General features: G+C 41.3%; 9 protein-coding genes and 1 pseudogene. 4 read left to right on the forward strand and 6 right to left on the reverse strand.

All coding sequences use genetic code 11. The features are described from left to right. Positions 1-23 precede the first annotated feature (23 nt). Positions 24-512 (reverse strand): hypothetical protein, encoded by a 489-nt coding sequence (locus ACQY1X_RS10720; RefSeq protein WP_002733480.1) that lies wholly within the window; start codon positions 510-512, stop codon positions 24-26. A 192-nt stretch (positions 513-704) separates the two neighbouring features. Between ACQY1X_RS10720 and uvrB the strand changes: the two genes are divergently transcribed. Continuing rightward, positions 705-2,708 carry an excinuclease ABC subunit UvrB gene (gene uvrB / locus ACQY1X_RS10725; RefSeq protein ID WP_004158588.1) on the forward strand — a complete coding sequence of 668 codons (2,004 nt, stop codon included), beginning with the start codon at positions 705-707 and terminating at the stop codon, positions 2,706-2,708. Positions 2,709-2,712: 4 nt separating this feature from the next. Next, complete coding sequence (locus ACQY1X_RS10730; protein WP_430015671.1) at positions 2,713-3,696, forward strand: flagellar assembly protein H; 984 nt, start codon at positions 2,713-2,715, stop codon at positions 3,694-3,696. Between the two features lie 47 nt (positions 3,697-3,743). Here the strand turns inward: ACQY1X_RS10730 and ACQY1X_RS10735 are convergent. Next, positions 3,744-3,935: pseudogene (locus tag ACQY1X_RS10735) on the reverse strand (hypothetical protein). A 95-nt stretch (positions 3,936-4,030) separates the two neighbouring features. On the opposite strand from ACQY1X_RS10735, the gene ACQY1X_RS10740 reads away from it, so the two are divergent. Beyond that, positions 4,031-5,074 (forward strand): flagellar assembly protein H, encoded by a 1,044-nt coding sequence (locus ACQY1X_RS10740; protein ID WP_069475122.1) that lies wholly within the window; start codon positions 4,031-4,033, stop codon positions 5,072-5,074. 128 nt (positions 5,075-5,202) lie between these two features. On the opposite strand, the gene ACQY1X_RS10745 is transcribed toward ACQY1X_RS10740, so the two are convergent. From ACQY1X_RS10745 to ACQY1X_RS10755, 3 genes are all read right to left on the reverse strand, one after another. Next, positions 5,203-8,082 carry a UPF0182 family protein gene (locus tag ACQY1X_RS10745; protein WP_430015672.1) on the reverse strand — a complete coding sequence of 960 codons (2,880 nt, stop codon included), beginning with the start codon at positions 8,080-8,082 and terminating at the stop codon, positions 5,203-5,205. A 135-nt stretch (positions 8,083-8,217) separates the two neighbouring features. Next, positions 8,218-9,444, reverse strand: coding sequence for a glycoside hydrolase family 10 protein (locus tag ACQY1X_RS10750; RefSeq protein ID WP_430015673.1), 1,227 nt, complete (start codon positions 9,442-9,444; stop codon positions 8,218-8,220). 80 nt (positions 9,445-9,524) lie between these two features. Next, entirely contained in the window at positions 9,525-10,652 is a 1,128-nt protein-coding gene (locus ACQY1X_RS10755) for an ABC transporter permease (protein ID WP_430014537.1), read from the reverse strand. A gap of 84 nt (positions 10,653-10,736) precedes the next feature. Here ACQY1X_RS10755 and ACQY1X_RS10760 point away from each other — a divergent pair, with 84 nt between their 5' ends. After that, positions 10,737-11,672 (forward strand): 2OG-Fe(II) oxygenase, encoded by a 936-nt coding sequence (locus ACQY1X_RS10760; RefSeq protein ID WP_430014538.1) that lies wholly within the window; start codon positions 10,737-10,739, stop codon positions 11,670-11,672. Between the two features lie 66 nt (positions 11,673-11,738). Here the strand turns inward: ACQY1X_RS10760 and ACQY1X_RS10765 are convergent, their stop codons facing one another. Continuing rightward, complete coding sequence (locus tag ACQY1X_RS10765) at positions 11,739-13,937, reverse strand: phosphoketolase (RefSeq protein WP_430015674.1); 2,199 nt, start codon at positions 13,935-13,937, stop codon at positions 11,739-11,741. Positions 13,938-13,976: the final 39 nt, after the last annotated feature.

Consider the following 13,976-nt stretch of genomic DNA (forward strand, 5'->3'; position numbering starts at 1 on the left):
ATCTATCTTGATCAACAAAACAATTAATCCAAAAATCCCATTAAAGTTTCGGGATCATCGATTTCATTGGAAGCAACGGGACGATTACCCATGACTGTATAAGTTTCGCTAATGTGCAGATGACTGAGAGCAATCGGACGATTGCCAGAAATCGCTAGAGTGCTGCTAACTTCCATACCACTAGAGCCGACAGGACGCAATCCACCGACGGAAGAATAGGTACTAACCACTTTCAGATGGCTAACTTCTACGGGACGGCCCCCGGGTAACATTTCATCTTCCGTGAAGTGAAGATGGCTAGTACCAACAGGACGATTTTCGGGTAAGCGATGTTCGGGTTGATAGAATTTTAAGGCTTTGGAAGCCGATTCAGCGTTGTTTTTCACCGAAAGGGCGACCACTTCTTTATCTTTGGCGGTTTTAGCCGTAGTAGCTTTACCGCGTGTGCTGGTCTTTTCTTCTGTAGTTGCTGGGGTTTGAGTCCCGTTCGTTTCTAGATTTTCCACCGTCATAACCTGATACTCCTTTCCGTTAATAGCTTCGGAGAAACGATAAGATTTAAGTTTAGGGTATTCTCGAAGACTTTTAATCTTTTTTTAAAATCCTCTCTAATATTAAGATACATCTTTCTTTCCCCAAAACCCTATCAGTGTTGGTAATTTGATTGATAATTTATTTTGCCTGTTCTCTACACCTAGCCGCTAATGACCGCTTTTCAACTACAAGCACCCTTTCAACCCACCGGGGATCAACCGGCAGCGATCGATAAATTAGTAGATTCCCTGCAAAACCAGCATCGTTTCCAAACCCTCTTGGGGGCAACTGGCACCGGCAAAACCTTCACCATTGCCGCTGTGATCGAGAAAATCGGCAGGCCTACCCTTGTCCTAGCCCATAATAAGACCTTGGCTGCCCAATTATGTAACGAATTGCGGCAATTTTTCCCCAATAACGCCGTGGAATACTTTATCAGCTATTACGACTACTATCAACCGGAGGCTTATATTCCTGTCAGCGATACCTACATCGAAAAGAGTTCTTCAATTAATGATGAGATCGATATGCTGCGCCATTCAGCCACGCGCTCGCTGTTTGAACGCAGGGATGTGATCGTCGTCGCTTCCATTAGTTGTATTTATGGTTTGGGAATGCCGGCGGAATACCTGAAAGCGGCGATTTCCTTAACAGTTGGTCAAGAGTTCGACCAAAGGCAATTATTACGGGCCTTGGTGTCAGTGCAGTACAATCGCAATGATTTGGAGTTAACTCGCGGCCGTTTTCGTCTCAAGGGCGATATTTTGGAAATTGTTCCCGCTTACGAGGATCGGGTTATTAAAATTGATTTTTTTGGCGATGAGATTGAAAGTATTCGTTATCTCGATCCCCTGACGGGGGAAGTTTTGCAAAAATTAGAGCGAATTAGTATTTATCCGGCCCGTCACTTTGTTACCCCGGAGGAACGTTTAGAGGTGGCCTGTCGGGATATTAAAACCGAGTTAGATAACCGTTTATTGGAGTTAGAAAAAGCGGGCAAATTACTGGAAGCGCAACGTTTGGATCAACGGACTCGTTATGATTTAGAAATGTTGCAGGAAGTGGGTTATTGTAACGGAGTAGAAAATTATTCGCGGCATTTAGCGGGTAGGTTAGCGGGGGAACCGCCGGAATGTTTGGTGGATTATTTTCCTCAAAATTGGTTATTAGTTGTGGATGAATCTCATGTCAGTGTGCCGCAGATTCGCGGAATGTATAATGGCGATCAATCACGAAAAAAAGTTTTGATCGATCACGGGTTTCGTTTACCCAGTGCTGCGGATAATCGTCCTTTGAAGTCGGAAGAATTTTGGCAGAAAGTTAATCAATGTATTTTTGTTTCGGCCACTCCGGGAGATTGGGAATTAGAACAGTCAGAAAATCACATTGTTGAACAAATTATCCGACCGACGGGAGTTTTAGACCCAGAGATTTTTGTGCGACCAACCGAGGGACAAGTGGATGATTTATTAGGGGAAATTAAGGAGCGAGTGCGGTTAAATGAACGGGTTTTGATTACCACTTTAACCAAACGCATGGCCGAAGATTTAACCGAATACTTGCAAGAAAGGGGAATTAAAGTTAGATATCTACATTCAGAAATTCAATCAATTCAACGGATTGAAATTATCCAAGACCTGCGAGAAGGGGTCTTTGACGTGCTGATCGGGGTGAATTTGCTTCGCGAGGGGTTAGACCTGCCGGAAGTGTCTCTAGTGGCGATTTTAGACGCAGATAAGGAAGGATTTTTAAGGGCTACCCGCTCTTTAATTCAAACTATTGGCCGGGCTGCTCGTCATATTCGCGGTCAGGCAATTCTTTACGGAGATAATCTCACTAATAGTATGATTAATGCGATCGAAGAAACTAAGAGACGGCGAGCTATTCAAGAGGAATATAACCAAAAACATGGGATTATTCCGCAACCGATTGTTAAAAGGTCGAGTAATTCAATTTTGGCTTTTCTGGATATTTCCCGTCGTCTAAATTCCCAACAATTAGAGCAGGTTTGTGAGAATATAGAAGAACTTTCTTTAGAACAAATTCCCGAATTAATTCAACAACTAGAAGCGCAAATGAAAGAAGCGGCGAAAAATCTAGAATTCGAGTCAGCAGCTAAATATCGTGATCGGATTAAGCAATTGCGAGATAAATTATTAAATCACGTTAGATAAACCTATGACTAGATTTATTCATGACCAGTTTGCTAAAGATTATCTCGAAGAATTATTATCTTCTCTGGGAGAAGTAAAATCGGCACGGGTTGTACGAGGAGAAGTACGAGAAATCGATGTCTGGTTTTCACCCCAGATTCTCGATAATAATCCGAGAGAACTGCTAGGATTACTGGGAAAAATGGCGATTAATCCCTGTTTATTTGAACCCTTTCGCAATCCTGTCACTGCTACAGAAATTAGGACTTGTCTGTTAAAACTGTTGGAAGTGGAAGGAGAAATTAATCGTCGAGCAAATCGTCAGAAAACGAATGTTAACGATGGAGAAATCCCCTGTCTCTGGATTTTGACTCCCAGTGCTTCCTCGCAACTGTTAGGAGGATTCGGAGCTAAATTAGATGAGGAGAATTGGGGGGAGGGTATCTATTTTTTAGCTCCCTCTTTACGCACGGCAATCACCGTTATCCATCAATTACCCCCAACAGAAGCAACTCTCTGGTTAAGAATTTTAGGCCGGGGAAAAGTACAAGCAAGGGCGATCGATGAGCTAGAATCGTTACCAGAGGATCATCCTTTTCGGGTAAATGCTCTAGAATTATTATTAAACTTGAGAACTTCTTTAACTAACGATCAAGAGCTTGAACAGGAGGACAGAGAGTTAATTATGAGATTATCACCTTTATACACTTCCCGTCTTCAGGAAGAACTGGATGCTGGCCGTCAACAAGGTCTTCAACAGGGTCTTCAACAGGGTCTTCAACAGGGTCTTCAACAGGGTCTTCAACAGGGTCTTCAACAGGGTCTTCAACAGGGTCTTCAACAAGGAGAACGTCTGGTGGTAGAAAATTTATTGAAAGCTCGTTTTGGTAATTTAGACCCAGATTTGTCCGTAATCATCGATCGCATTTTATTATTACCAGTGGAGGAGTTTACCCCTTTAATACTCAATTCATCTCGCACAGAATTAATTGCCCACTTTTCTAATTGAAAGCATAACTCAATCTTTTGATGATAGTGGATTTGAAAATTGGCTGATTAACCAGAGCAGGCAATTTTCTGGGCAAATTCGGGGATATTTCGGATTAAGCAATTGCGAGATAAATTATGGCTCTTCGTTACTTGGTATGGTTCGATAGGGGGGCATAAATCGACTAAATCCTTATCTGGTAAAAGACTTAATTGATTAGTTCGCTCTAGATCGAAAATAATTAACAAAAATCGCTAAATGCCTTTCTATATAAGGGTTCCATCCCTTATAACCCCCGTCCATTGCATAACACAAACCAAAGAGCCTAAATTATTAAATCACGTTAGATAAACCTATGACTAGATTTATTCATGACCAGTTTGCTAAAGATTATCTCGAAGAATTATTATCTTCTCTGGGAGAAGTAAAATCGGCACGGGTTGTACGAGGAGAAGTACGAGAAATCGATGTCTGGTTTTCACCCCAGATTCTCGATAATAATCCGAGAGAACTGCTAGGATTACTGGGAAAAATGGCGATTAATCCCTGTTTATTTGAACCCTTTCGCAATCCTGTCACTGCTACAGAAATTAGGACTTGTCTGTTAAAACTGTTGGAAGTGGAAGGAGAAATTAATCGTCGAGCAAATCGTCAGAAAACGAATGTTAACGATGGAGAAATCCCCCGTCTCTGGATTTTGACTCCCACCGCTTCCTCGCAACTGTTAGAAGGATTCGGAGCTAAATTAGATGAGGAGAATTGGGGGGAGGGTATCTATTTTTTAGCTCCCTCTTTACGCACGGCAATCACCGTTATCCATCAATTACCCCCAACAGAAGCAACTCTCTGGTTAAGAATTTTAGGCCGGGGAAAAGTACAAGCAAGGGCGATCGATGAGCTAGAATCGTTACCAGAGGATCATCCTTTTCGGGTAAATGCTCTAGAATTATTATTAAACTTGAGAACTTCTTTAACTAACGATCAAGAGCTTGAACAGGAGGACAGAGAGTTAATTATGAGATTATCACCTTTATACACTTCCCGTCTTCAGGAAGAACTGGATGCTGGCCGTCAACAAGGTCTTCAACAAGGTCTTCAACAAGGTCTTCAACAGGGTCTTCAACAGGGTCTTCAACAGGGTCTTCAACAGGGTCTTCAACAGGGTCTTCAACAGGGTCTTCAACAGGGTCTTCAACAGGGTCTTCAACAGGGTCTTCAACAGGGTCTTCAACAGGGAGAACGTCTGGTGATAGAAAATTTATTGAAAGCTCGTTTTGGTAATTTAGACCCAGATTTGTCCCTGATCATTGATCGCATTTTATTATTACCAGTGGAGGAGTTTACCCCTTTAATAATTAATTCATCTCGCACAGAATTAATTGCCCACTTTTCCAATTAAAAGAATAACTCAATCCTTTGATGATACTGGATTTTAAAATTGGCTGATTAACCAGAGCAGGCAATTTTCTGGGCAAATTCGGGGATATTTCAGCTTTCTTGCTAATTTGTGGCCAAATTAGCGGCAATTTAACTCTGATGGCCTGAGAATAGCTTTTCTAAAGCTTCCTTCAAGGTTGGTTCCATGACAATTTTATTTTGATAAGCAACTGTTACTCTAGCGATTGTCGGGACACTATTTTGGTCTGCCACTAGATACAAAGGTTCTACATAAAGCAGCGATTGTTCAATGGGAATAATTAATAGGTGTCCTTGCAAAACTTTAGAACCGTCCCGATTCCAAAGGGAAATCTGTTGAGAAATATCTGGATCTTGGTTAATTAAAGCCTCAATTTGATTCGGTCCGTACACTAACCTTTGTTTAGGAAATTGATAGAGCAATAACTTACCATACTCTCTATCATCTGAACGAGCTGCCAACCAAGCGATTAAATTTTGCCGACTAGAGGGAGTATAGGGATGGAGGAGAATAAATTCTTCTTTGTCGGAATCGGGCAGTTTCATGATTAAATAATAGGGTGATACAGCCTGGGGTTCCGTGCCGTAAATTTCTAGGGGAATTTCCCATTGATCCTCCCGATTATAAAATACTTGCGGATCGGTCATGTGATAGGTTAACAATCTTTCTGCTTGGGTACTAAATAAATCTTCAGGATAACGGATATGACTGCGGAGAGTTTTCGGCATTTCTGCTAAAGATTTAAAGAGATGAGGAAAGATTTTACTCCACGTCTGAATAATTGGATCATTTTCATCGGCAACATAGAAATTCACCGTTCCATGATAGGCATCCACTACCACTTTGACCGAATTGCGAATATAGTTAAATTTATCTTTACCCGGGTCAGAATAGGGATAGCGATCGCTGATAGTGTAAGCATCAATAATCCAATGTAATTTACTACTACTATCGCCCACATCTGCCGCTACTAAATAGGGGTTGCGATCATAACTTAAAAAAGGGGCAATAGTTTGCACACGATTTTGGACATCACGACGCATTAATAAGCGAGTTTCGGGAGTAAAATCTTGGCTAAATAACATTTGCCAATCCCGCAGATAAAGGGCAAATAGCCAACGTCTCCACCCCGTCCCCACTAGGATTCCTCCCTTACCATCGTAGGTATTATAGACATTTCCATCCCCGCTAGGAAAATCCAATTCTTCTACGGTGGTGGGAGTAATCACATAATTATTAGTTAATTCCCCGTAGTAAATGCGGGGTTTACCAATGGGAATACTATAATCAATTAATTCGCTAGAGGTTTGTAGAGCTCCTTCGTCTTTATTTGTGCCGATATCTTTGACAAAATAGTAGGGTAAACCCCCGGCAGCGACTAAATTAACCGGGGAAAGAGTGAACCCATAACCGTGGGTATAAACGAGATGTTTATTCACCCAAGTATTAGCAGAAGTGGGAACCGCACTATAATCTAATTCTCTAGCGGCAATAATGGTCTGTTGTTTTTCGGATATTGGACGTTCCTCGATGTTTTGATGCGATCCTACTCGCACTTGATAGCGATCAATATCAGCATCGGGGAATTTATAATATAAGCGAATTTGCTGTAATTGTCGGTTAGTTTCTAGCAGTGGTTTGGTGTCCCAAAGACGAATATTATCGATAGTTAGATGGTTTCTCTCTAAAACTTCGGCATTTAATTCGGCCTGTGGATCGAAAACTTGGGCATCAATTCTATCTAAGTAAAAAGCCGCTCTTGTGGATTGAATACTTCTTTCAATATAGGGTCTTTCTCTCACCAACTCATTCGGTTGTACGACAGTCCTTTGCAATAGTCCACTGATAATTGTGCCACTTATCCAAACAATTAAATAGAGAAATACAGGAACTAAGTAGGGGGAAAATACCAACTTTTTCTTGGCAGTTTTGTATAATTTGCGACGGTTTATTTTAGCAAATAATGCTTTTTCTCCTAACCATATAGAGGTTATTCCTGCAATAATTCCCAGAATAATTTCAATAAATTGACCAACATGAACATCGATATAACCCGCACCATAAACTACCCCTTCCGGAGAGTAAAGTAGCAGGTAACGCTGAATAATATGGTGTAATACTAGCAGCCCCATTAACCCACTCCACAGGGCGTATAAATGACGCAGTTGCGGACGGGAAAACCCCGGAAATGTTCCCAGAGAAAGACTATTACCCGAAAAAAGATAGGTTAAAATAACAGCAAAAAGAGTATATATTCCCACACCACCGAGCCATAATTCTAGTAACTGCCACAGGGGTAATTGAAAGATATAAAAACCTAAATCATTCCCGTATTGAGGATCGTTAATATTGAAAGGAACACCATAAAAATATTTTAAAAAATTCGCCCACTGCCCAGCAATAATAAAAGATAGCATTACAGTAAATACTATAGATATTATTCTCAAAAAATACTCGGTTTTAATTAATAATCCCAAGACTAAAAGAGCGATAATTAACCCTTGCCACAAATTACTGGAAATATCAGTTAATACTTGCCTAATCCAAACTATTTCCAGAGGAGAACTTAGGGAAGAACTAAGGTTAGGGAGATTAAAATCTGGTGTCCAGAGACTGAGGGCTAGTTTACTGTAATACAATAACATTGACCCAATCCAAGCTCCAATTCCCGTTGTGATAATCAAAAGGCCGAGTAAATTAATACTAGGAGATTGAGGACTAAGAGGATAACTATCTTCTTTGGGTTTTTGCCAACGAAAACGCTGGGCTAAACGTAAATTAGTAAAAATAAAGAGTAGAGAAAGAATCGCACTTCCCCAACCTAATCCTAGTTGCCAAGATAATTGTTTCAGGAAAGTGTTTAAATAACCCATCTCGGTAAACCAGAGGCTATTGGCCACCACTAACACCCCCAACTCCCCGATCACAAGGCAGCCAAGAAACAGTAAAATAGGTTTAGCGATCGAGCTTCGGTTATGTCTGATCAGCATGGATAAAGTGATAAGGGAGAGTCTTTTTTCATTCTAGCGATTTTAGTTTCTCCCTGCTGCTTTTTCTTAATTTAAAGATAAACTTAAGAAACTATAGCCAGGTTAGGGCGATAATTTCGCTTAAAGTCAGCCATTTTAGCTAGGATTAGCAGACTGGAGTATTTCCCGAAAAATCCTGCGTCGATAGGAAGGAGATTCATTGCTGATATTCCATAAAGTTTCGTAGAAAAAGAAAGAAACACCAAAATTTTGTTGTCTCGATTTTTCCACTTGTTGAGTAATATTAACCATCGGAATCGGACGACCTTTTAAACCAGATAAAATCCCAATAGCTACGGGGATAGATTCTCTAGCTTGTTGTAATTCTGGTTGGGATAATTCCAGGTCAAAGGCGTTCATATCAGTTCGATACACTTGTATTATTAATTCATCAATCAAGTTTTTTTGTTGCCATTTTTGCCAATCTAAAAGATAGGATTCTAGGGAGAAAGTGTAGGGATTAGGAGATAGGGAAATAATCGCTCTAGGTTGGTGCTTTTTAATCGTCTGGGCTAAACTATTCATGTAGTCAGTAATTTTATCGGCCCGCCATTGAATCCATGCTTTATCTTGGTAATCTTGCGGTGGTAATTGTCCAGAATGTTCCCTTTGATAGAGTTTAATCGTGGTTTCATCATAGCCAAAATCGGTGGGATAACCAAAATGATCATCAAACTGAATTCCTTCTATATCGTAGTTAGTAATAATCTCGCTGACTAAATCCGTAATAAAGTTTTGTACTTGCGGATGTAAGGGATTTAACCACACCCGTTGATGCACTTTTCCTTCCCACCAAATCACACTTTTATCCTGTCTTTGGGTTAACCAATCGGGATGTCGTTTGGCTAATTCTGAATCCGCAGGAGCCATAAAACCAAATTCAAACCAGGGAATAATTCTTAATTTTTTCCGATGACCTTGGCTAATTATTTCCTTTAAAAAGTCGCGATTTTTTAAAGATTCATGAGGATCGATCGCTCGTCCTGTCACTTTTTCTGCTACCCTAGAAGGATAGAGTGTATAACCCCAATTCCAGACCGTGGGATAAATAGTGTTAAAGTTTAAATCGGCCAACCTATCAAGGGCATCTTTTAGGGTTTCCCGTTTAAATAATACCTCACTATCGATATTAGTTAACCAAACTCCACGAATTTCGGGTTTTTCTTGGGTTTGATTGGTCGATTGTGCGGGAAAATTAAAGGTTATCGTCATGATACAAGCAAAGATAATTAAAAATATTAACCAGCTTATTTTCCCGTATCTTTGACTATAAATCACTAAACCATCGGCGAAATTATTAAAGGTTTTACTGATTTTATTCATAATGGGAAGTGGGGGAGTGGGGAGACTTATCAGTTATCAGTGAACTGATAACTGATAACTGATAACTGATAATGGCTAAATTATCTCTCTAAATTGCGAGGATCTAGAGAATCGCGTAAACCATCACCGAGTAAATTAAAAGCTAAAACGGTGAGAATAATTAACAAAGCAGGTGGCCAAATTAACCAGGGTTGTAGAACAATAATTGAGGCATTGGTAGCCAAAGAAAGCATATTTCCCCAACTAGGATCCGGTTGTTGAATTCCCAAACCAATTAAACTTAAAACCGATTCGGCCACGATAAATCCCGGCACGGCTAACGTAGCGGAAATAATGATATAACTAGCAGTTTGGGGCAGCACATGACGCAGAATAATATAAAGAGGTTTTGCTCCCATAGCTTTAGCAGCCTGAATAAATTCCTGTTCTTTCAGGGATAAAACTTGACCGCGAATTACTCGCGCTAATCCCGACCAACTGATAAAAGAAGTAATCAGGACGATTAATAAAAAGCGCTGGGTGCTGGTTAATCCTGCGGGTAAAACCGCTGCTAGGGCCACGAGTAAATATATGCCGGGGATAGTCATTAAAACTTCCACAAAACGCATTAAAATCGCATCTAACCAACCGCCAAAATAGCCAGAAATGCCACCGACAAATAAACCAATAGGGAAAGAAATTAAAATCCCGACCAAACCGATAAATAAACTAATTCTGCCTCCGAAAATCAGGCGACTAAAACTATCGCGTCCCGATTCGTCAGTTCCCAATATATTGATTCTACCATCGCCGATGACCCCGAACAGATGGATATCAAAAGGAATACCGGGGAATAAAGTTACTTCCTTCCATTTTGGCGGCAAAGGTAGGCGAATTTGACCGAAATTATAGGTTTCACCCTGAACCAAGAGACGCAGCGGCAAGGGTTTGTTAAAATCTCTAATTAGCTTCCGCTCACCAGTTTCTATATTAATAGCACTTTGAGTGGTGGGATAGACGTGGGGGCCAATCCACTCACCCTTGTTACTTCCCGACTGCGAGCGCCAAAAGATTGGGGTGGGGGGTAGGAGAGACTGACCGGGTTGGGAGGAGTAGGGAGAGTAGGGAGCGACAAAATCCGCCGCCATTACGCTTAAATAGAAGATTAACAGTAAAACTGCTCCCCAACGAGCGAGAGGATTATCTTTGAGTTTGTGCCACCAGTCCATAGGCGATGAGGTCAATAGGAGAGTTAATCTTTATTTTGTCAGTTTGATTGCTACAATTCATCATACCAACAAAAAAGCTGTCTAATGTTTATTAATCCCCTTGTTTATGAGAAATCTCCTGTCTATCGTCAAGATTTTGAGACAGCGCAACCGTTTAAGCATTTGGTCATCGATAATTTTTTAGTGAGGGAGCAAGCGCAAATTTTGCTAGAAAATTTTCCCAGTTTTAATTCGCAAAAAGCTATTAGTGAGTTAGGAAAAGTTGGCGGGAAGGCGGTTAATGAGGATTTAATCGGTTTGGGGGGTGTTTATCAACAGTTTGGCTGCTACGTTCAAGCTCAAGAGTTTTTAGAGTTAATTTCCCAATTAACCGGTATTGATAATTTAATTCCAGACCCTAGTTTTTATGGGGGTGGAACCCATGAAAATTTACACGGTCAAGAATTAGACCCTCACATTGATTTTAACCTCGATGAGCGTCACTGGTATCATCGCCGCTTGAATTTATTAATCTATTTAAATCCCCAATGGCAAGCAGATTGGGGAGGAAATCTAGAGTTACATTCCAATCCTCGTCAACCAGAAGAAAATAAGATTAAATCTTTTGTACCTATCTTTAATCGTTGTCTTATTTTTGAAACTAATGAACATTCATGGCATGGATTTTCTCAGATTAATTTACCAGAAAATCAACGGCATTTATCGCGTAAATCTCTTTCTATCTATCTCTATAGTAAAGAACGTCCAGCCGAGGAATTATCACCATCTCATACAACTTTTTACATCCCGCGCCCGCTGCCAGAAAATATTCAACCCCATCAAGTTTTAAGCTCGGAAGATTACCAACAAATTAAAATTTTACTGAAAAGACGGGATGATTTAATTCGTTTTTATCAAGATAGAGAACTGAAAGAATCTCAGGATTTAGTTAGTTTAAAATCCCATATTAAGCGCTATCTATCCCTCCAATATCCTCGCCTATGGAAAATTATTAAAAGTTTACCCCGTTGGCAAAAGTGACCAGAAAAAAATCCCTATTTTCCAATCAAAGAAAGTAGGGAATAATCAAAAAAACTGACTGGGAACTTAGCCTAATAACTGGGTAGCACGGGTAGTTAAAGCATTGGCAGTTAAACCATTATAGGCCATAATTTCCCCGGCGCTGGCGGTGGTTTCTCCCCGTTTCCAAGCGAAGACATCCCGACGCGCATTACTGCGTAACATAATCGGTTCTAACATGGCGCTTGTACCACCGGTTACTCCGATTAAAGCATCACCAGCAAAGAGACTGTCAAAACCAGCATCATCGAGGAAATTATTATCAGCTTCCGAGCTAGTTTCACTCATCACATCGCTAGGACGATAGAGACGACGGGGATTAATTACCGAGACGATTTTTACCCCGATTCCTGCTGCTTCTAACTGTTGTGCAGACTCAAAGACGGGTAATAAAGTCATATCACCAATGACGGCAAAAACGACTTTTTTGCTGCCTTCCGATTCGTGGAGAATTACGCCGCCTTTTTCCAAAGCTTGACGAGTTTGCTCAAAGCTGGTTCGCACCGGTAAAGGCGATTTACTAGCGGTGATTGTAATGCCTTTATTGCTAGTTCCTAACGCCCATTCATAGCAGACTTGAATACTGTTAGCATCGCAGGGAAAGAGAGGGAAAATATTACCATTTCGCATCATAGCAGCGAAATAATTTTCAATCTCTGGGCGTTGGTGTGTCCAACCATTACGTCCTTGCTCCAAGGCTCCGGCGGTGAATAAAGTAATAGTAGAAGGGGTGGGACGACGTAACTCGGCCATCGCTTGGGTTACAGTCTGCCAAATCGGTAAACCATTTATAGCAAAAGACTCGTAGGAACACCATAAAGTCCGCGCTCCCAAGAGAGATAAACCAACGGCTAATCCAGCACAGGCATCCTCGCTTAAAGGCTCATAAACTTGACCTTTAGGACTCTGGAAATAGGTATCATCGCTGGTGGGGTGAATAATCTTTAAACCGACGTTAATATTATTAATTCCCGAAGCGGCATTACCATCAGCATTAGTGACAACAAAATTGGGGTCAGCTTTACCCACAGCTACCACTAATTCCCCCATAGCAGTGGTGGCCACTTTTTTATCGCCACCCACAGTATATTCCGTCATCGGTAAGGTTCCTAAATCCGGCAGCGGGAGAACTTTTTCCGTTACCACTGTTTCCGCTGCCGGACCCCCTCCAGAGCGCTCGAAATTGGTACGAACAATTGCCCAAGCTTCAGGGGGTAAAGCGCGTTCTTGTAAGGCAGCAACGATATAATCTTTTTCTAGAGAATCTCCCGGATAAAGATTATGGGAAGCCGCTCCCCGTTTGTGAACTCCCGCCCCTTTCAGTTGTTTAATAATGATCACCGTTAGTTTACCACCTAGGGCTAATTGGGCGGCTTTATCCGTGGCTATTAACACCGCTTTCATGAACTCCAGACGCTGGTTAAAAGAGAATTTGGTGCTATCTACATATTCCCCATTTTGATTAGCATCATCGAAGTCTTTAGCATTAATTAAAATCACTTCCTCGAAACCATTACCGCGCCAATAGGCTTCCATTTCGGCGTTAGTTTTCAGGGACACCATGCTATGGTGTTCTTGGGAATAGCCATTCCAGACTAAAATCGGCAGAAAATTGGTAATTTCGGGATAAGCAGTGTGAAAATGACCAAAACTACTCATGATGTAGGGTTCTCCTAAACCACCATCCCCGATAGTCACAGGGAAAAGGGTATTAGGGTGTAATTTGGCCGCTGCCATGGCGAAATGTTGGCCTTGGCCCAAAGGACCGGCCGGCCCGAGCAGTCCGGGGATTTGTCCAGAAAGATGCCCTAAAAGTCCGTGTTTTTCCCGAAAACGTTCTCCCAATTCGGTGACGTTGCTGATGCCCATGGCTTCGAGAGAGCGATCAAGAAAGACGTTACTATAAAAACCGGGGGCATGATGGCCCACTTCGGTGAAGATATTTTTCTGGCCTAACATCATCAAAGAGGCAATTACGTCGGCAGCGCTGGCAAAACCGCCGGGGTGTCCCGATTCTTTGGTAGCGGTGATTTGTAGGGTGAGGTAACGCAAAGCATCGGCGGCTAGGAGGGTTTGATAGATAGCATTCGGGTCATTAGGAGCAATAATAGCAGTTTTTCCCTCAGCGATAGCGGCTTTTCCTGCATATTTATCAAATTCGGGTAAGGAACCCCAAAAATATTTTATCCCTTGACAAAAATCGGGAATTGTGCTAGTAGCTGTCATAAAATTAATATACCCCTTTACATACAGGCAATCGTTAAA

Origin of the sequence: Microcystis protocystis FBCC-A270, assembly GCF_050500235.1 — a bacterium.
GTDB classification, from domain to species: domain Bacteria; phylum Cyanobacteriota; class Cyanobacteriia; order Cyanobacteriales; family Microcystaceae; genus Microcystis; species Microcystis ichthyoblabe_A.